Annotated in this window: 16 protein-coding genes; 4 read left to right on the plus strand and 12 right to left on the minus strand. The window is 75.0% G+C overall.

Going from position 1 to position 17,139, the window contains the following annotated elements:
- Positions 1-4: 4 nt before the first annotated feature.
- Genes ACIQZN_RS19155 through ACIQZN_RS19200 form a run of 10 tightly spaced genes read right to left on the minus strand, consistent with a single transcriptional unit; the run spans position 5 to position 11,198 of the window.
- Positions 5-1,498, minus strand: coding sequence for an ABC transporter ATP-binding protein (locus ACIQZN_RS19155; protein ID WP_403994867.1), 1,494 nt, complete (start codon positions 1,496-1,498; stop codon positions 5-7).
- On the minus strand, positions 1,495-2,367 hold the full coding sequence (locus tag ACIQZN_RS19160; protein ID WP_403995125.1) for an ABC transporter permease: 873 nt from the start codon (positions 2,365-2,367) through the stop codon (positions 1,495-1,497). The genes ACIQZN_RS19155 and ACIQZN_RS19160 overlap by 4 nt, the downstream gene beginning before the upstream one ends.
- A complete protein-coding gene (locus ACIQZN_RS19165) occupies positions 2,367-3,320 on the minus strand; it encodes an ABC transporter permease (protein WP_403994870.1) in 954 nt (317 codons plus the stop codon). The genes ACIQZN_RS19160 and ACIQZN_RS19165 overlap by 1 nt, the downstream gene beginning before the upstream one ends.
- Positions 3,317-4,900, minus strand: coding sequence for an ABC transporter substrate-binding protein (locus tag ACIQZN_RS19170; RefSeq protein ID WP_403994873.1), 1,584 nt, complete (start codon positions 4,898-4,900; stop codon positions 3,317-3,319). The genes ACIQZN_RS19165 and ACIQZN_RS19170 overlap by 4 nt, the downstream gene beginning before the upstream one ends.
- 40 nt (positions 4,901-4,940) lie before the next feature.
- Positions 4,941-5,723, minus strand: coding sequence for a class I SAM-dependent methyltransferase (locus ACIQZN_RS19175; protein ID WP_403994877.1), 783 nt, complete (start codon positions 5,721-5,723; stop codon positions 4,941-4,943).
- A 10-nt stretch (positions 5,724-5,733) separates the two neighbouring features.
- Entirely contained in the window at positions 5,734-6,996 is a 1,263-nt protein-coding gene (locus ACIQZN_RS19180) for an MFS transporter (protein WP_403994880.1), read from the minus strand.
- A complete protein-coding gene (locus tag ACIQZN_RS19185) occupies positions 6,993-8,051 on the minus strand; it encodes an enolase C-terminal domain-like protein (RefSeq protein ID WP_403994883.1) in 1,059 nt (352 codons plus the stop codon). The genes ACIQZN_RS19180 and ACIQZN_RS19185 overlap by 4 nt, the downstream gene beginning before the upstream one ends.
- Complete coding sequence (locus ACIQZN_RS19190) at positions 8,048-9,115, minus strand: PLP-dependent cysteine synthase family protein (protein WP_403994886.1); 1,068 nt, start codon at positions 9,113-9,115, stop codon at positions 8,048-8,050. The genes ACIQZN_RS19185 and ACIQZN_RS19190 overlap by 4 nt, the downstream gene beginning before the upstream one ends.
- Positions 9,112-9,945, minus strand: a complete 834-nt coding sequence (locus ACIQZN_RS19195) for a Rossmann-like domain-containing protein (RefSeq protein ID WP_403994889.1) — start codon at positions 9,943-9,945, stop codon at positions 9,112-9,114. The genes ACIQZN_RS19190 and ACIQZN_RS19195 overlap by 4 nt, the downstream gene beginning before the upstream one ends.
- A complete protein-coding gene (locus ACIQZN_RS19200; protein ID WP_403994892.1) occupies positions 9,942-11,198 on the minus strand; it encodes an ATP-grasp domain-containing protein in 1,257 nt (418 codons plus the stop codon). Before ACIQZN_RS19200 ends, ACIQZN_RS19195 begins: the two co-directional genes overlap by 4 nt.
- 267 nt (positions 11,199-11,465) lie before the next feature.
- Here ACIQZN_RS19200 and ACIQZN_RS19205 point away from each other — a divergent pair, with 267 nt between their 5' ends.
- From ACIQZN_RS19205 to ACIQZN_RS19215, 3 genes are all read left to right on the plus strand, one after another.
- A complete protein-coding gene (locus ACIQZN_RS19205; RefSeq protein WP_403994895.1) occupies positions 11,466-12,758 on the plus strand; it encodes a phosphoribosyltransferase family protein in 1,293 nt (430 codons plus the stop codon).
- 230 nt (positions 12,759-12,988) lie between these two features.
- Positions 12,989-14,053 carry a tetratricopeptide repeat protein gene (locus tag ACIQZN_RS19210; protein ID WP_403994898.1) on the plus strand — a complete coding sequence of 355 codons (1,065 nt, stop codon included), beginning with the start codon at positions 12,989-12,991 and terminating at the stop codon, positions 14,051-14,053.
- Complete coding sequence (locus tag ACIQZN_RS19215) at positions 14,050-15,099, plus strand: polyprenyl synthetase family protein (RefSeq protein ID WP_403994901.1); 1,050 nt, start codon at positions 14,050-14,052, stop codon at positions 15,097-15,099. The genes ACIQZN_RS19210 and ACIQZN_RS19215 overlap by 4 nt, the downstream gene beginning before the upstream one ends.
- 45 nt (positions 15,100-15,144) lie before the next feature.
- Here ACIQZN_RS19215 and ACIQZN_RS19220 read toward each other — a convergent pair whose 3' ends face one another.
- Positions 15,145-15,585 (minus strand): DUF2000 family protein, encoded by a 441-nt coding sequence (locus tag ACIQZN_RS19220; protein ID WP_403994904.1) that lies wholly within the window; start codon positions 15,583-15,585, stop codon positions 15,145-15,147.
- A gap of 78 nt (positions 15,586-15,663) precedes the next feature.
- On the opposite strand from ACIQZN_RS19220, the gene ACIQZN_RS19225 reads away from it, so the two are divergent.
- Positions 15,664-16,467 (plus strand): AraC family ligand binding domain-containing protein, encoded by an 804-nt coding sequence (locus ACIQZN_RS19225; RefSeq protein WP_403994906.1) that lies wholly within the window; start codon positions 15,664-15,666, stop codon positions 16,465-16,467.
- Positions 16,468-16,474: 7 nt separating this feature from the next.
- Here ACIQZN_RS19225 and ACIQZN_RS19230 read toward each other — a convergent pair whose 3' ends face one another.
- Positions 16,475-16,984, minus strand: a complete 510-nt coding sequence (locus ACIQZN_RS19230; protein WP_403994909.1) for a DUF664 domain-containing protein — start codon at positions 16,982-16,984, stop codon at positions 16,475-16,477.
- Between the last annotated feature and the right edge of the window lie 155 nt (positions 16,985-17,139).

The following is a 17,139-nucleotide window of genomic DNA, read 5'->3' on the forward strand; positions in this document are numbered from 1 at the left end:
CGCTTCAGCCCGCCGCCCCGAACGACCGGTCCGCCGCCACGAGTTCCCCGGTGCACGGGTGCTCCGGCGCGCCCAGCACCCGCCCCGCCGCCCCCGTCTCCACGATCCGGCCGTCGTCCATCACCGCGATCCGGTCCGCCCGGGCGGCGGTCGCCAGGTCGTGGGTGATCAGGACCAGCGCGTCGGTGTGTCCCGAGCGCAGGAGTCCGCCGAGCAGGCCGAGCACCGCGTCCCGGGTCAGCGGATCGAGCCCGGAGGTGATCTCGTCGCAGACCAGGACCCGGGGGCGGGCGAGGACCGCGCGGGCCAGTGCCGCGCGCTGGAGTTCGCCGCCGGAGAGGTGGGCGGGCAGGCGCGCCGCCTTCGCCTCCGGGAGCCCGAGGGCGCTCAGCAGTGCCAGCGCCTCGCGCCTCGCCCCGGCCGGGGCCGCTCCGCGCAGGCGTACCGCCGTCCGCGCGACCTGGTCGAGCACGGGGCGGTACGCGTCGAAGGCCGCCTTCGCGTCCTGGAACACGTACTGCACAGCGGCCACCTGGCTACGGGACCGGTCGCGCAGGCCGGCCGGCAGGGGCTCGCCGTCGAGGAGCACGTCTCCGTCGTGGCGGGGGTGCAGACCGGCCACACAGCGGGCCAGGGTCGTCTTGCCGCTCCCGGACCGGCCCACGACGGCGAGGCATTCACCGGCGCGGACGGCGAGCGAGACGCGGTCGAGCACGGGCTTCCGGCCGTGACGCGCGACGAGGGAACGCACGTCGAGCACCACGCCGTGCCGCCCCGCACCGCCCAGAGGTGCCCGGTCCCGCCCGTCCCCCGGGCGCGCCTCCCGCACCCGGCCTTCCTCCAGGACCACCACCTCGTCGGCCAGCGCCCGGACGACGTCCGCGTCGTGACTGAGCAGGAGTACGGCGATCCCCTGCCGGGCCACATCGGCCAGCAGGTCCACGATCCCGCGCTTCGTCAGCGGGTCCTGACCGGTGGTCGGCTCGTCCGCGACGACGGCGCGGGCGCCGAGCAGCAGCACCTGGGCGAGGACGACGCGCTGTTGCTGGCCTCCGGAGAGCTGGTGCGGGAAGCGGCGCAGGAGCCGTCCGTCCGCCGGCAGCCGGACGCGGGCGAGCGCGTCGAGCACGCGTTCCCGCGCCGCCGCCCGGCGCGCCCGCCGGGGCAGGTGCCGGACGCGGTCGCGCGCCACGTCCAGGAGCAGCGCGCCGATGCGGCGGGCCGGGTTGAGCACGGCTGCCGGATGCTGCGGCACGTAGCCGATGAGGCCCTGCGGGGCCCGTACGCTGCCGGTGACCCGGGCGCCGGGCGGGTACTCGCCGAGCAGGGCGAGCCCGGTGGTGGTCTTGCCGCTGCCCGATCCGCCGGTCAGCGCGGTGATCCGGCCGGGCCGCAGGCTGAGGTCCACGCCGTCGAGCACGGCACGCCCGGCAACCTCCACCCGCAGCCCCTCGATCACGGCGACCGGCTCGCGCGCGGCGGTACGTACAGGGGTCATCGGTTCTTCTCCGTGCGGTGCGGGCGGATGAGCGCGGCGTCGGCGAGCAGGTTGCCGCCCATGGTGAGCGCGACGATCAGCAGGGCGGGGACCACGGTCGCCCACGGCTGCACGGACAGGCCGGTGCGGTTGCGGTCCACCATCACGGCCCAGTCGGCCGCGTCCGGGGCCACGCCCACGCCGAGGAAGGCGGCGGTGGCCACGAGGTACACCGTGCCGGTGAGGCGGACGCCGATGTCCGCGGCGAGGGTGCGGCCGATGGACCGCCCGACGTAGCCGAGGGCCAGGCGCGCCCAGCTCTCGCCCTGCATGCGCAGCGCCTCGACGGCGGGCCGCGAGGCCGCCTCCGCCCCGGCGGCCCGGACGATCCTCGCCGCGTCCGGGATGCCGACGAACGCGACCACGGCCGCGAGCCCGGCCGGGCCGGGCCGCACGGCGGCGGCCACCAGCAGGACGGCGAGGAGGGACGGCACGGAGAGCAGGACGTCCAGGGGACGCATCAGCACCTCCTCCAGCCAGGTCCGGCGGGTGAGGGCGCAGACGAAGCCGACGGGCAGCGCCACCGCGTACGTCAGGGCCGTCGCCGCGACGGCGACGGTGACGACGGACCGGCCGCCGAGCAGGACCTCCCGCAGTACGTCGCGCCCGATGAAGTCGGTGCCGAGCGGGTGACCGGATCCGGTGGTCAGCGAGGTGCCGCGCGGTCCCGCGTCACCGGCGAACAGCGGCCCCGCCAGGGCGATCAGGAGCGGAACGCCGAGGACGAGGAGGCCGGGGACGAGCCGTGCCGCGCCCGGGGTGCGGGGGTGCGGACGGCCGACGACGATGCGCTTCAGCCCGCGCCGGGAGCGGGCCACGGCCACAGCCATCATGCGGCCACCTCGGTACGGGGGGCGAGGCGGTGGGTGACCAGGTCGGCGCCCAGGTTGAGCAGGACGGTGACGAGGCCGAACACCACGGCGAGCCCCTGCACCGTGGGCAGATCGCGCTCCGCGACCGCGTTCATCAGGACGGTGCCGAGCCCGGGGACCACGAACAGGGCCTCCACGACGACCACTCCGCACAGCAGCCAGTCGACCGTGCGGGCCAGTTGCTGGGTGGCCGGGGTGAGGGCGTTGGGGAGGGCGTGCGCGTAACGGACACGGGTGCGGGAGATCCCGCAGCGGCGCGCCTGTGCCACGTACGGGGAGGCCAGCGCGTCGAGCATGCCCGCGCGGACGAGCCGGGCGAGGGAGCAGACCGGGCGCGCGAGCAGGACGAGGACGGGCAGGACGAGCGCGGCGAAATGGGAGGCGAGCTCGGTGCCGTACCCGACCGCGGTCGGCGGGAACCAGCCGAGCCGCAGGGCGAAGACGGTGACCAGCAGGGCTCCCAGGGCGAATTCGGGAACGGCGTACAGGGTGAGCAGCACCGCGCTGATGGTCCGGTCCGCCTTCCCGCCCTCGCGCCGGGCCGCCAGGACGCCCAGGCCGATCCCCGCCGGGACCAGCAGCAGGACCGTCGGTACGGCGAGCAGCAGGGTGGGGCCGATCCCGTCGGCGAGCGCGGCGGCGACCGGCCGGCCGGAGGTGAGCGAGGTGCCGAGGTCGCCGTGGAGCAGACCGGCCGTCCAGTCGAGGAGGCGTTCGTGGGCGGGCCGGTCGAGGTGCATGGCCGTACGGACGGCCTCGATGCGTTCGGGGTCGGGCTGGTCGCCGGCGAGGGCGACGGCGGCGTCACCGGGCAGGGCCTCGGTGGCGGCGAAGACGAGCAGCACCACGGCGGCGGTCTGCGCGCCCCCGAGCAGCAGCCGGCGCGCCGCCCAGCGTCCGGTCGCGTTCACGCCAGCCACACCTTGTCGAAGCGGGCCCAGTCGAGGGTGTTGGCGGGGGCCTGCCGCTCGATGCCCCGGACAGTGCGGGCGGTGCCGAGTATCCAGTCGGCGAAGCCCCAGATGAGGAACGGCCCCTCGGTGTACAGGCGGCGCTGCATGCGGGCGTAGACGTCCGCGCGCTGTCCCGGGTCCTTCGTGGACTGGGCCTGCCGGTACAGGTCGTCGAAGTCCTGATGGCGCCAGTGGGTGGCGTTGGTGGTGGAGTCGGTGAGCAGCCGCTGCGAGAGGTGCGACTCGATGGGCATCGCCCCGGACCGGTAGCAGCACAGCGTGCCGGAGTCGAGGATGTCCTTCCAGTACGTGTCCTTGCTGCCGGTCCGTACGCGGACGGTGATGCCCGCCTTCGCGGCCTGGTCGCGGAAGACGGCGGCCGCCTCGGTGAAGCCGGAGGCGACCGGTGAGGTGTCCAGCGTGATCCGCAGGTCGTCGGCGCCCGCCTCCTTCAGCAGCCGCCGGGCGCGCCCGAGGTCCTGCTCGCGCTGCGGGAGGCCGTCCGCGTAGTACTCGTACCCCTTGCCGAAGAGGTCGTTGCCGATCTCGCCGGCGCCGGAGAGAGCACCGCGTACGAGCTCCGCGCGGTCGGCGACGAGGAACAGCGCCTGGCGGACGCGGCGGTCGTCGAAGGGCGGCCGGTCGGACTTCATGGCGAAGGACTGCATGGCGCTGTTGCGGAGCCGCACGATGGTCACGCGCCCGCCGTGCTCATGGGCGCGGGCGGTGGCGGGGTTCAGCTCGTGGGCGTACTCGACCTGGCCGCCGAGCAGGGCGTTGACGCGCGCGGACTCCTCGTCGGCGACGACGAATTCGAGCTCGTCCAGATGCGGCGCGCCCTCCCAGTAGGCGTCGTTGCGGCGCAGGAGGGTGGAGCGGCCCGGTGCGAAGGAGACGAGGCGGAAGGGTCCGCTGCCGACGGGTGCGTGGTCGAAGTCGCCCTCGCGCGCCGACGCCGGGATGATGTACGCGCCGAACGCGGCCATGATGTTGGGGAATTCGGCGGTCGGGCGCTTGAGGACGAACTCCACGGTCCGCTCGTCCAGAGCCCGGCTGGCGGCCAGGTCGATCGGTTCGAGCGAGGCCCTGGCCCGGAAGGCGCGCTTCGGGTCGGCTATGCGGCGGTAGCTGTGCAGGACGTCGGCGGCCGTTACGGGTGTGCCGTCGTGGAAGACCGCGGAGCGCAGGGAGACCTTCCACCGCTTCAGGGTGGCGTCCGGCTCCCAGGAGGCGGCGAGGCGGGGCTGTGCGGAGAGGTCGGCGCCGTAGTCGGCGAGCTTGTCGTAGAGGGCCTTGGCGCGGGCGGCGTCGGCGAACAGGTTGCTGAGGTGCGGGTCCAGGGTCTCGCTCGCCCCTCCCCCGGCGAAGGCGGCCCTCAGCCGGCCGCCGCGCTTCGGGGTGCCTGCTTCTTCCTTCGCGTCGGAGGTGCCGGGGGTGCCCGCGCAGCCGGCGAGGGCGAGGGCTCCGGCCGCGCCGGCGGCTCCCGAGGCGATCAGGAAGCCTCTGCGGTGCGGACCGGGGAAGTGGTCGTCGTGCATCACGGGTGTCCTTGCTGTGGGGTGGGTTTCGGGGACCGGCTCAGGCGCGCCGGGCGATGAGGTGGAGTCGGTCGCCGGTCGTCGTGCCCGCCGGGACCGCGCCTTCGCGCCAGGCGGGTTCGGTGCGGGGTCCCGGCCCGTCGTGCAGGGCCAGCACCTCGAATCCGGCCCCGGTGACGGTGCGGTGCAGTTCCTCGGGGAGCAGCAGGCGCCAGGCGGAGCGCTGTTCGACCGGGGGCGAGCCGTCGTCCGTGGTCCAGGTGCGGGACCGGTGCAGGAGGCGTCCGGCGGCGTCCACGCGGAGCCGGGTGACGGAGCCGTAGGTGACGCCCTCGTGGGTGAACGCATGGGTGGCGGGGGCGCCGTCGCGGTGCGCGCGGCCGAGGAAGTAGGCGCCGTTGCGCATCTCCGCGACGAGCAGCCCTCCGGGGGCCAGCGCCCGGTGACAGGCGGCGAGGCATCCGTCGAGTTCCGCGTCGGTCCGGCAGTAGAGCAGGGCGCTGTCCAGGCAGACCACGGCGTCGAAGCGCCCCGCCCCCAGGTCGAAGCGGCGCAGGTCCGCGCGGAGGTAGCGGGGGCCCGGGTGGTGCCGGGCGGCGTACCGGAGCATCGCCTCGGAGAGGTCCGCGCCCGTCACCGTACGGCCGGCCGTGTGGAGATGGGCGGCGTCGCGGCCGGTGCCGCAGCCGATGTCCAGGACGCGGGCGCCGGACCCATGGGTGCGCAGGCAGTCCTCGGTCCAGCGTCCGGCGAGCCTTTCGGCGTCGGGGAAGCGGGCCTCGTACAGGGCCGGGTTGTCGGTGAGCAGGTTCCCGTCCTTCATCGCGGCCCCCTCACGCCCGGACCGGCAGGGGCGCCGGCGCGGCGGGCAGGGCCCCGGCGCGGTGCAGCCGGGCGACGGCGGCCGCCGAGGCGAGCCCGAGGCCGGCACAGCACACCCAGGGCAGCCAGCCGGCGCCCGTGCGCGCTCCGGTGTCCATCGCCCAGCCGACGGCGGCGTTGCCCAGGGCGGCCGCGATGCCGGAGACCACGTAGAAGACGCCGAAGTAGGTACCGGTGAGGCGGGACCGGCCGAAGCCGGGCACCAGCTCCATGACGAAGGGCTGGGCGACCATGAGGCCGGTCTGGAGAAGCAGGGCACCCAACAGGACGGGGACCATGCGCAGCGCGGTGCCGGGCATGTCTCCCGGGTCCGTGCCCGGTCCGGAGGTCACGAGCAGGGGCGGTACGAAGGCCGCGGCCATGAGCGCGAGGCCGCAGCTGATCCAGCCCGCCCGGCTGCCACGCCGTTGCAGCGCCCTGGTGATGCGCAGCTGGAACCCGAGCCCGGCGAGTGTCGCCACGACGAGGACCGGTCCTGCCGCGCCGTCCCATCCGGTGGCCCGGCGGGCGCCCTCGGGGAGCAGCAGATAGAGCTGGCTCTCCAGGGCGATCATGGCCACCATGGCCAGGGCGAACGCCATGAACGCCCGGTTCCCCACCACTTCGCGCCAGTCGGCGAGCACGCTCTCCTTGGCCGGGGCGACCTGTCCGGCGGGCAGCATCAGGGCCTGGGCGACGGTCAGGAGCGCGAAGAGCCCGGCCGCCGTGAGGGCCGCCGCCCGGAAGTCGACCAAGAGCAACGCGCTGCCGAGGAGGGGGCCGACGAGGGCCCCGGTCGTCGCGAACACGTTGAACAGGGCGAACGCCTCGGCCTTGCGCTCCCCCGACTCCTGCGCGAGGTAGGCGCGGACGGCCGGGTTGAACAGCGCGCCGGCCAGCCCGCTGAGCACGGAGGCCGCAAGCAGCACGGCCGTTCCGTCGCCGAGGGCGAACAGGCCGAAGCCCACGGTTCGCAGCGCGCACCCGGTGATGATCACGCCCCGCGCGCCCAGCCGGTCCGCCGCCGAGCCGCCGATGACGAAGAGCCCCTGCTGGCTGAGGTTGCGCACGCCGAGGACGGTGCCGACGGCGGCGGCGGACATGCCGAGGTCGCGGCTCAGGTGGACGGCGAGGTAGGGGATGAGCAGGTAGAAGCCGGTGTTCACGCCGAGTTGGTTGACCAGGAGGAGGCGGACGGCGGGGCTGAAGCTTCGGATCTCGCGCCAGGTCGTCACGGCCGCACCTCTGCCGGGGCGGGCGCCGGGCTCGGATGTACGCCGAGCCCCGGCCGCGCACTCGCGCGTACGGTTCCGTCGTCGCCGCCGATGCCGGTCCAGGGGTCGTGGGCGAGCAGGAGATGGCCGTCCAGGTCGGTCCACCGGGCCCGGTCGGCGAGGTGGACGGCGGGGGCGATGCCGAGTGAACTGGCGGTGAGGCAGCCGAGCATGAGATCCGTTCCGCTTCCGGCGATCAGTGCGGCGATGCGCAGGGCCGCCCCGGGTCCGCCGCACTTGGCGAGCTTGACGTTGATGCCGTGGACGCGGCCGGCGAGGCGGCGGGCGTCCTCGAAGGAGACGGCGTCCTCGTCCGCGACGACCGGCAGCGGTGACCGCGCGGCGAGCCGGGCCAGCCCTTCCGGGTCGCCGGGGGCGACGGGCTGTTCGACGGCCTCGACGCCCAGTTCGGCGAACCGCCCGAGCAGCCGGGGCGCGGCGGACCGGCTCCAGCCGCCGTTCGGGTCGAGCAGCAGGCGTACGCCGGGGGCGGCGGCGCGGACCGCGCGGACCCGGGCGATGTCGTCCTCGGGGTCCGCCGATCCGGCCTTGACCTTGAGCACCGTGAATCCCTGGTCCGCGAGGCGGCCGGCGAGGGCGGCGGCCCGGGACGGCGTGGTGATGCCGATGGTCCGGGCGGTGGCGGCGGTGGGCGCGGCGGCGGCGCCGAGGAGCCGGTGCGCGGGTTTCCCGGCGCGTTTGCCGACGAGGTCGAGCAGCGCGGACTCGACGGCGGCCGTGACCGCCGGGGGCGCGTCGGTGGCGATCTCGGGCAGTGCGGCGAGGGCGGTCTCGGGGTCGGGGAAGCGGGCGAGTGCGCGGGAGGACCGCTGCAGCCACTGGTGCAGGGCCCCCGTGTCCAGTCCGTAGTACACGCTGGTGACGGCTTCGCCGTGGCCGTGGAGTCCCTGGTGCCCGACGGAGAGCCGGACGGCGTGCCGGGCGGTCGTGGTGGACCGGGAGATCCGCAGCGGCTCGGCGAGCCGGAGTTCGACGGTGGTGAGGGCGCACTTCATCGGAGCTCCCGGGGGCCGGTGACCGTGGTGCAGCGGGTCCAGCCCGTGGCCTCCGCCGCGCCGGGGTGGGAGATCTCCACGGGGCGGGTTGCCGGGGCGTGCGTGCGCAGGCCGTGCAGCGCGTTGAAGCCGTCGTCGAAGATGCTGCCGAGGTAGCGGTGCGGTCCGTCGGGGAAGACGGTGGCCACGACCGCGCCCGGGTGCACCCGGGCGGCCCAGGCGGCGACGAGGGCGACGGCCCCGGTGCTCCAGCCGCCGCTGACGAAGTTGCCCCGGGCGAGCCTGCGACAGCTGTCGGCGGCTTCGGCCGGGCCGACCCAGTGGACCTCGTCGAAGCGGTCGTGGGCGACGTTGCGGGGATGGATGCTGCTGCCGAGGCCGCGCATGAGCCGGGGGCGGGCGGGCTGGCCGAAGATGGCCGAGCCGGTGGCGTCGACGCCGATGAGCCGCAGCGCGGGCCAGTGTGCGCGCAGCGGGGCGGCGGTGCCGGCGCTGTGTCCGCCGGTGCCGACGCTGCACACCAGCACGTCCACCCGGTCGAGCCGGCCGGCGATCTCGGCGGCGAGCGAGGCGTATCCGGCGGTGTTGTCGGGGTTGTTGTACTGGTCGGGCCAGTAGGCGTCGGGCAGTGTGGCCCGCAGTTCGTGGAGCCGGGCGAGGCGGGCCGCCTGCCAGCCGCCCCGCTCGGCCGGGCGGTCGACCAGTTCGAGCCGGGCGCCGTGCGCGCGCAGCAACTGCCGCATGGACGGTTCGAGTTCGGAGTCGCCCACCAGGATCACGGGGTGCCCGAGCGCCTGGCCCGCGAAGGCGAGGCCGATGCCGAGGGTGCCGGACGTCGACTCCACGACCGGTGCGCCGGGGCGGAGTTCGCCGCGCTCCTCGGCCCCTTGGAGCATCGAGACGGCGGCGCGTGCCTTCATGCCGCCCACCCCGGAACCTTCGAGCTTGGCCCAGAAACCGGGGTGCGGACAGGGCAGGGGCGCGGTGATCCGGGCGAGCGGGGTGCGCCCGACGAGGCCGAGCAGTTCGCGGTTGCCGGCGGGGCGCAGGAGTGCTGTGGTCACCGGGTGCCTCCGTACTGGTGGATGGTGCCGGGGCCGCCATCGAGCCAGAAGAAGGGGTACGGCTCCGCGGACACGGCGGTGACCCCGGAGCCGATGAGCCGGGGCAGCACCGCGCTGCCCGTCTGGGCGAACATCACGAGCTGCTTGCCGTGCCGCAGGGCATGGACCCTGAGCTGTTCGAAGGTGCCGTTGCCGAGGGTCATCCCGGAGGCGAGGACGGCGTCGCAGCGGGTGAGCAGGTCCGGGGCGTCCGTGCGGACCGGCTCGTCCCACTCCGTGGCGCCGCCCTTGAGATCGCAGGGCACGTACCGCAGTCCGCGCTCACGCAGCGCCTCCAGGAGCGAGTTGACGACGCCGACGACGAGCACCGTGCGGCCGGGCGGCAGGTCGAGCAGGCCGACGACGGCGCGCGCCCTGGCCCGCGACTTCTCCAGGGATCCCCCGGCGGGCAGCGGCGATGGCCGGGCGCCCGAGGCGGGGCCGTGGGGCAGGGCGTGCATGAGGACGGTGTCGAGTGCGGCGATCCGTACCGGCCGCAGCGGGTGGGCGAGGAGCGTGGCGGCGTCGGTCCCGACGCAGTCGTCGGCCGTGCCTTCCGGCAGCTCGTCCGGCTCGACCGCGCAGGAGCCGACGGCGGCGCCGATGCGCAGGCTCAGCACCTCGTTGCGGTAGCCGCCGGCCCGCCCCGTATGCCGGACGGACTGGCGGGTGGTGAAGGCGGTGCTGACGCGGAGGGCCCTCGGATCTTGCCCGTACGCGCCGGCCAGGACCCGGGAGACCAGCTCCTCGCACGAGCCGGGGGCCGGGGCGGTGGCGGTGTGCGCGGTCATCGGGACACCACCCGGGGGCGGAGGCCCGCCAGCAGCGCTTCCACGCGGGCGCGGGCGCCCGGCCCGTCGGTGTCGCCCGCCATCACATGTCCGAGGTATCCGTTGTTGCTGCCCTCGGCGGTGACCCGGGTGCCGGGCGCGGCGAGGCTGAGCTCCAGCACGTCGTCGGCCTCACCGACCGCGTCGCCGCCGCCGACGCCGTCCAGCACTCCCCCGGTGCCGGGCACCAGGAAGCCGATGGCGGCGCTGCGCAGTCCGGTGTCGTGCGGCCGCAGATCCGGCTCCTCGCCGAGCGCGACGCTCACACAGGCGGCGGCGAGGTCGATACCGGTGACGTGCCGGACGAGTTCGGTGATGCGGTTGCCGGCCGGGCGGGGGTTGACCTCCACCACGCGGGGTCCCGCGGGCGTCAGCTTGACCTCGGTGTGCGCCACCACGTCGTCCAGGCCCAGCGCCTCGATCGCCCGGACCGCCGTGTCCCGGGCCGCGTGGGCGTCCTGTTCGGTGAGGTCCGCCGGGAACATGTGCCCGGTCTCCACGAAGGCCGGGGCGCCGCCGATGCTCTTGTCGGTCACCCCGATCACCCGGGTCCGTCCCCGGTGGGTGACGGTCTCGACGCTGACCTCGGGGCCGTGCAGCAGCTCTTCCAGCAGGACCACCGGGGAACGGCGCTGCCCCCGCGCGTTGACCGGGAAGTCGGCGAGGGCGCGGTGGGCTTCGGCGAGCTGCGCCTCGTCGTCCACGCGGCGCACCAGCATCCCCGCGCACAGGTCAACCGGCTTCACGACCAGCGGCAGCCCGATCCGCGCCGCCGCCTTGGCGGTGCCGGGCCAGTCGGCGCAGACCGCGTAGCGCGGTCCGGGCACTCCGGCGCGGGCGAGGACGTCGCGGGTGGCGTCCTTGCGGCAGGCGTTCTCCATCGCTTCGGGCGCGGGGCCGGGCAGGCCCAGACGGGCCGCGATACGGGCGGCCACCGGCAGGTAGTAGTCGCAGGAGGAGACCACCGCGTCGAAACCCAGGGCCCGGTGGGCGCGTTCCGCGAACGGCAGCAGGAGGTCCGGGTCGTTGGTGGGGGCCGTCAGGACGTTCCGGGCCGAGAGCAGCGGGTGCCGGGTGCCCTCGGGCGCCGAACGCAGGTAGTGGTGCAGATCGCGGGTGAGGAAGGTGAACTCGTGCCCGCCCTCCCGGATGGCTCTCGGCAACAACCTGCTCATCGACCCGACCCAGCTCTCGACCATCAGCAGATGAGCCACAACTCCCCCTGTTCGGACGCACGGTTGCGTAATTCCGGGCACACGTCGGCGGACGGCCGACAGGCTGCGCACCCGACCCCGCATACGTTAACGACAATCGTTTTCATTGTCATCTACGTGTCGGAGTCCCGTGCTTTTCCGCCGATTTGCGCGGGCCCGGCGGGCGCGGTTGATTGGAATGAGGTACGTGCGTCGCCCGGCGAGAGACGGGTGACCGCCGAGAGACGAGTGACCGCCGTGCGTGGTCCGCGATGTGGGGTGAGTCCCGTGCTGTTCGCCGACCGGACCGACGCGGGCCGGCGGCTCGGCGAAGCCCTCCGGCCCCTCGCGCAGAGCGATCCCCTCGTGCTGGGGCTCCCGCGCGGCGGTGTGCCGGTGGCCTTCCGTGTCGCGCAGGAGCTCGACGCCCCGCTCGACGTCATCGTGGTCCGCAAACTCGGCGTCCCGCGCCACCCGGAACTGGGCTTCGGGGCCATCGGGGAGGGCGGGGTCCGGATCATCAGCGACGACATCGTGCGCCGGGCCGGCGTGTCGGACTCCGAGATCGCGGCCGTCCAGGAGGCGGAGGAGACCGAACTGCGGCGGCGGGCCCGGGAGTTCCGGGGAGATCGGCCCCGCGTCCCGCTCGCCGGGCGCACCGTGGTCCTGGTGGACGACGGGATCGCCACCGGCGCGACCGCCCTCGCCGCCTGCGCGGTGGCCCGGGCGCAGGGCGCCGCCCATGTGGTGCTGGCCGTGCCGGTCGCGCCGCCGTCCGCGGCGGCCCGGCTGCGGAAGGAGGCGGACGAACTGGTCTGCCTGTCGTCACCGGCCGCCTTCTCGGCGGTGGGCGAGTGGTACCGGGACTTCGGCCAGACGCCGGACGAGGAGGTCGTCGCGCTGCTGGCCCTGGCCGCCCGGCAGACCGGTCCCCGGCTGACCAGCGACGTCCTGGTGGAGGCCGGCGGGGTCGACCTGCCCGGCACCCTCACCCCGGCCGGTGGCTCCGGGGCGCTCGTGGTGTTCGCCCACGGATCCGGGAGCAGCCGGCACAGCCCACGCAACCGGTCGGTCGCGGCGGCGCTGAACCGGGCCGGCCTCGGCACGCTGCTGTTCGACCTGCTCACCGCGGACGAGGAGGCGGAGGGCGGCCATGTCTTCGACATCTCGGCCCTCGCCGGCCGCCTGGTGGACGCCACCGCCTGGGTGCGGGGCCATGCGCCCGGGCCCCTCGGCGTGTTCGGTGCCAGCACGGGCGCGGCCGCCGCGCTCCAGGCGGCGGCCGTCACGGGCGCGGACCGGGACACCGGCATCGGGGCGGTCGTCTCGCGGGGCGGCCGGCCCGATCTGGCGGGGGCCCGCCTGGGCGAGGTCCGCTCCCCCACCCTGCTGCTCGTGGGCGGTCGGGACACCCGGGTCCTGGACCTGAACCGCCGGGCTCAGGCGGAGCTGCGCTGCGAGAGCCGGCTCGACGTCATCCCCGGTGCGACGCACCTCTTCGATGAGCCGGGGACACTGGACGAGGTCGCGGAGCGGGCCCGCGACTGGTTCGTCGAGCACTTGGCGGACGGGGCCGCCTGACGGGGCCACGAGCACCCAGGTCCACCGTTCCGACGACAATTCCCGGGACGAGGCAACCCCGGGCGCCGATCCGTGGTCTTGATCCACAGCAAGGCGGCACGCCGCACACACGACCACTCTCGCCCCTCCCCCCTGAGCACGGACCGGAGAACCGGCCAACTATACGCTACGTGTATACATGCACTGCATAGTCATGGCCGCGGCCGCCCGTGCCCGCGCGAAAGGCTTCCATGCACAGCAAGGCACTGGCGCCCGAATACCAGGGCGCCCTCACCAAGATGTCCGTGAACGCCTCACTCACGGACGTACTCGCCGAGGGCGTACGCCACTTGGAAGAGGCCGAACGCTCCGGCTCCGCCCGGGAAGTGGCCCGCGCGGGTCTCGCCGTGGCCGAGGCGCACCGCAGGCTCGGCCAGGTCCGGGACGCCGACTCAGCGTGGAAGGCGAGTTACCGCGCCGCCCGCTCGGCGGACGACGTCGGGGCGATGGCCTGGGCCCTGTGGAGCGGCGGCACGCTGGCCCGCCAGCGCGGCCGGCTCCGGCTCGCGTTCCGGCTCCTGGGCCTGGCGGCGGACATGGGCAAGAGGGGCGGGGACGTCGTGGCCCGGGGCTACTCGCTCGCCGGCCTCGCGGAGACCGGGCGCATCCAGGGCGACTACCGGACCGTCGCCGCGCTGCACGAGCAACTGCTCGCCGAGGCCCGGGCACGCGGCGAGGCGCGCCACACCGTCTGGGCCCTGGAGGGCATCGCGCAGATCCACCGCAACACCGGTTCCTTCGACACCGCCCTGGCGATGTTCGAGGAGGCGGCCCAGCTCGCCGGTGACGCCGACGACCGGCGGGGCCGGGCCTGGGCGCTGCGCGGCATGGCCGACATCATCTCCGTACGCGACAACGACCCGGACCGTGCGCTGGAACTGCTGGCCGAGGCCGAGGTCACCTGCCGCGAGATGAAACTGTCGAGCGCCCTGGCGTACAACCACAAGATGCGCGCCAACGTGCTCTACCGCGCCGGACGCCATGAGGAGGCCCGGCAGGGCTACGCGGGTGCGCTGGAGGAGTTCCGGGCGATGGCGGAGCCCCGCGGCGAGGCGCTGGCGCGGCTCGGACTGGTGAAGTCGCTCGCCCGGCTCGGGCGGGACGCCCGGGAGACGGCCGCCGACCTGGACGCGCTGCGGGCCACGCTCGACCGGATCGGGCTGCTCAACGCCCGGGACATGGTCGACCGGGCGTACACGGAGCTGGGCGTGGAGCGGGCCGGGGACAAGGCGGCGGACGCGGGCGGTGGGCGATGACGTCCCCGACGGCCTCCTCCCCGGTGACCGCACCGCGCATCCTGGCCCGCTGCCGCGCCCTGGTCCGCCCCGCCCTGTCCCGGGCCGTGCGCCAACTGCACCCGTGGCACGCCGAGATCACCGCGTTCTCGCTCGGGTGGGACGGGGTGGACGGCGACGACGTGCCGGGCGCCCAGGGCAAGGGCGTACGCCAGGCGCTGGCCGTGCTCGGCGCGGAGGCCGTCGGGGCGGAGGCCCGGGACGCGGTGCCCGGAGCGGTCGCCGTCGAGCTGATCCACACCTTCTCGCTGCTCCACGACGACATCATGGACGGCGACGAGACGCGCAGGCGGCGTGCCACCGCCTGGAAGGCGTACGGAACCGGCCCGGCGGTCCTCGCGGGGGACGCGTTGTTCGCCCAGGCGGTGCGGACACTCACCGACGCGCCGGGCAGGCAGTGCGCGCCGGCGATGCGGCTGCTCGCCGGGACCCTCACCGACCTGGTGCACGGCCAGGCCGACGACCTGCTCTTCGAGTCGCGGCCCTGGACCGGTCCCGACGCCGTGCGGGCGCACGAGTACCGGCAGATGGCCGAGCGCAAGACCGGTGCGCTGCTGGGCTGCGCCGCCGGTCTGGGCGCCCTGCTCGGGGGCGCCGGGCGCACGGAGGCCGACGCGCTGGCCGCGGCGGGGCGCCACCTGGGCGTGGCGTTCCAGGCGGCGGACGATGTGCTGGGGATCTGGGGCGATCCCGCGGTCACGGGCAAGCCGGTGCACGGCGACCTCGGGCGCGGCAAGAAGACCTATCCGGTGCTCGCCGCGCTCGCCGCCGGCGGACCGGCCGCGACGGAGCTGGCGGCGCTGCTGCGCGGCGGACCGCTCGACGAGGAATCGGTGCGGCGGGCCGCCGGGCTGGTGGAGGAGGCCGGCGGGCGGGCGGCCGCCACGGCGGAGGCGCACGGTCACCTGGAGCGGGCGCGGGCCTGCCTGGAGAGCGTCGCGTCGGCGCCCGGTGCCCTGGAGGAGATGCTCACGCTGTTCCCGTACGTCGTGGACCGCGCCCTGTGACAACGGCCGCGCCGCCCCTCGTTCCGGCGGGCGGCGCGGCCGCCGTCACCGGTGCATCGACGCGCCCTTGAGGATCTTGTCCACCGCGTTGCGGGGGCCGTGCACCACGATCCCCACCAGGTCCAGCGAGTCCCGGTGCACCGCGCGCACCGCGGCGCGGTTGTCCCGGTCGTTGCCCGTCGCGAAGAGGTCCGAGGTGAACACGGACAGCGCCACGCCCCGGGAGACCGCACGGGTGTGGGCGGTGGTGAGCGTCTCCTTCGGGCCCTCGAAGACCATGACCGGCTGGCGGAACATCGGCAGGTACGGGGTGTCGTCCGCGTCGGTGTAGGGCTCGCCGATCAGCTCCGGGGCGGCCGTGGCGAGACCGCTGACCAGGAAGGCGGTGACGTTCAGCCGCTGCCAGGTCTCCAGGTCGTCGCGGAGCAGCACGGCGATCTTGGTGTCGAAGCGGACGGGGGCGGGTGCGGTGGTCTCGGCTGTCATGCCCCCGAGCCTGCCGGGCCGCCCGGGGCCAGGTCTTGTACGAACTTTGCACGTGGGGGCGCGGCGTACGATCGGCGTATGGCCGCAGCACGTCCCGAGATCACCGCGTGGTCGCCGCCCGTGGAGGGGATCGCCGAGGTCTTCCACGCCCATTTCACCGACCACGCCTACCCCATGCACACGCACGACGCCTGGACGCTGCTGGTCGTGGACGAGGGCATGGTGCGCTACGACCTGGACCACCACGAGCACGGTGTGCTCACCCACACGGTGACGCTGCTGCCGCCGCACGTCCCGCACAACGGTGAGGCGGCCACCCCCGAGGGCTTCCGCAAGCGCGTGCTGTACCTGGAGACCGGCCAGGTGGACGAACGGCTGATCGGCCGGGCGGTGGACCGGCCCGTGCTGCACGACCCGGCGCTGCGCACGCGTATCGACAGCCTCCACCGCACGCTCGCGGACCGGGGTGACGAGCTGGAGGCGGCGAGCCGGCTCGCCCTCGTCGCGGAACGGCTCGGGCAGCATCTGCGCGACCGGGTCGGCTCCGCCCCGTACGTCCACGACGGCAGGATCGCGCACCGGCTGCGCGAGCTGCTGGACGCGACGTACGTCGAGGGCATCACGCTCCAGGAGGCCGGTGTGCGGCTGCACGCCCATCACGCCCATCTGGTACGGGCGTTCAGCCGCGAGTTCGGGATGGCACCGCACCAGTACGTCACGGGCCGGCGGGTCGACCTGGCGCGCCGGCTGCTGCTGCGCGGGGTCCCGGCGTCGGCGGTGGCCGCGTCGGCCGGGTTCTACGACCAGTCCCATCTGACCCGCCACTTCAAGCGGATCGTGGGCACGGGCCCGGGCCACTACGCCCGTACGCGCGGCGCGTGAGCCTCCGCTAGCGGCGCTCCAGCACACCCCGGACGAAGGCCGCCTGGCCCGCGTGCTGGAGGTCGTCCGACAGGACGCTGACCAGCCGCACTCCCAGGGTGACGGGCGGGTCCCACCCTTCGTCCACGACGCGGCTCAGCGCGTGGCCGTCCAGGCCGCTGATGTAGGCGAGCGTGTTCTCGTGGACGGCGTCGTAGTAGCCGAGGAGCAGATCGGCCGAGCCCACGCGGACGGCCGCGACCTCCTTGCTGCTCTGCCCGTAGCCGGTGGCGTCGGCCGGGAGCGGCAGGTCGAAGCGGCCGGCCCAGTCCTGGGCGGTCCAGAGCTGTTCGGTGCCGGCCGCGTCCGCGATGTGGTCGTCCTGGACGCGGGTCAGATGCCAGACGAGCCAGGCGATCGAGTTGGCGTCGTCGTCGAGCCGGGCGTGGAGGTCGTCGGGGGCCAGGCCCTCGACGGCCGCGTGCACGGTCTCCTGGATGCGGGCGTACCCATCGGTCAGGATGTCGGTGACGTTCATGCGTTCAACCATGGCCGTTCGTCTTCCCCCGTGCGGCCACCGACACGCGCCGGGGCGGGGGGGGGGGGGGGGGGGGGGGCCGCCCCCCCCCCCCCCCCCCCCGCCGGGGGGGGGGGGGGGCCACACCCAGGGGGGCCCCCCCCCCCCCCCCCCCC

The organism is Streptomyces sp. NPDC097595, assembly GCF_044761525.1.
GTDB classification, from domain to species: domain Bacteria; phylum Actinomycetota; class Actinomycetes; order Streptomycetales; family Streptomycetaceae; genus Streptomyces; species Streptomyces drozdowiczii_A.

Excerpts from the sequence above, each read along its gene's own strand:
- ACIQZN_RS19155 (WP_403994867.1), bottom strand. The coding sequence starts at position 1,498 with ATGACCCCTGTACGTACCGCCGCGCGCGAGCCGGTCGCCGTGATCGAG.
- ACIQZN_RS19160 (WP_403995125.1), bottom strand. The coding sequence starts at position 2,367 with ATGGCTGTGGCCGTGGCCCGCTCCCGGCGCGGGCTGAAGCGCATCGTC.
- ACIQZN_RS19170 (WP_403994873.1), bottom strand. The coding sequence starts at position 4,900 with ATGCACGACGACCACTTCCCCGGTCCGCACCGCAGAGGCTTCCTGATC.
- ACIQZN_RS19175 (WP_403994877.1), bottom strand. The coding sequence starts at position 5,723 with ATGAAGGACGGGAACCTGCTCACCGACAACCCGGCCCTGTACGAGGCC.
- ACIQZN_RS19185 (WP_403994883.1), bottom strand. The coding sequence starts at position 8,051 with ATGAAGTGCGCCCTCACCACCGTCGAACTCCGGCTCGCCGAGCCGCTG.
- ACIQZN_RS19195 (WP_403994889.1), bottom strand. The coding sequence starts at position 9,945 with ATGACCGCGCACACCGCCACCGCCCCGGCCCCCGGCTCGTGCGAGGAG.
- ACIQZN_RS19210 (WP_403994898.1), top strand. The coding sequence starts at position 12,989 with ATGCACAGCAAGGCACTGGCGCCCGAATACCAGGGCGCCCTCACCAAG.
- ACIQZN_RS19215 (WP_403994901.1), top strand. The coding sequence starts at position 14,050 with ATGACGTCCCCGACGGCCTCCTCCCCGGTGACCGCACCGCGCATCCTG.
- ACIQZN_RS19220 (WP_403994904.1), bottom strand. The coding sequence starts at position 15,585 with ATGACAGCCGAGACCACCGCACCCGCCCCCGTCCGCTTCGACACCAAG.
- ACIQZN_RS19225 (WP_403994906.1), top strand. The coding sequence starts at position 15,664 with ATGGCCGCAGCACGTCCCGAGATCACCGCGTGGTCGCCGCCCGTGGAG.
- ACIQZN_RS19230 (WP_403994909.1), bottom strand. The coding sequence starts at position 16,984 with ATGAACGTCACCGACATCCTGACCGATGGGTACGCCCGCATCCAGGAG.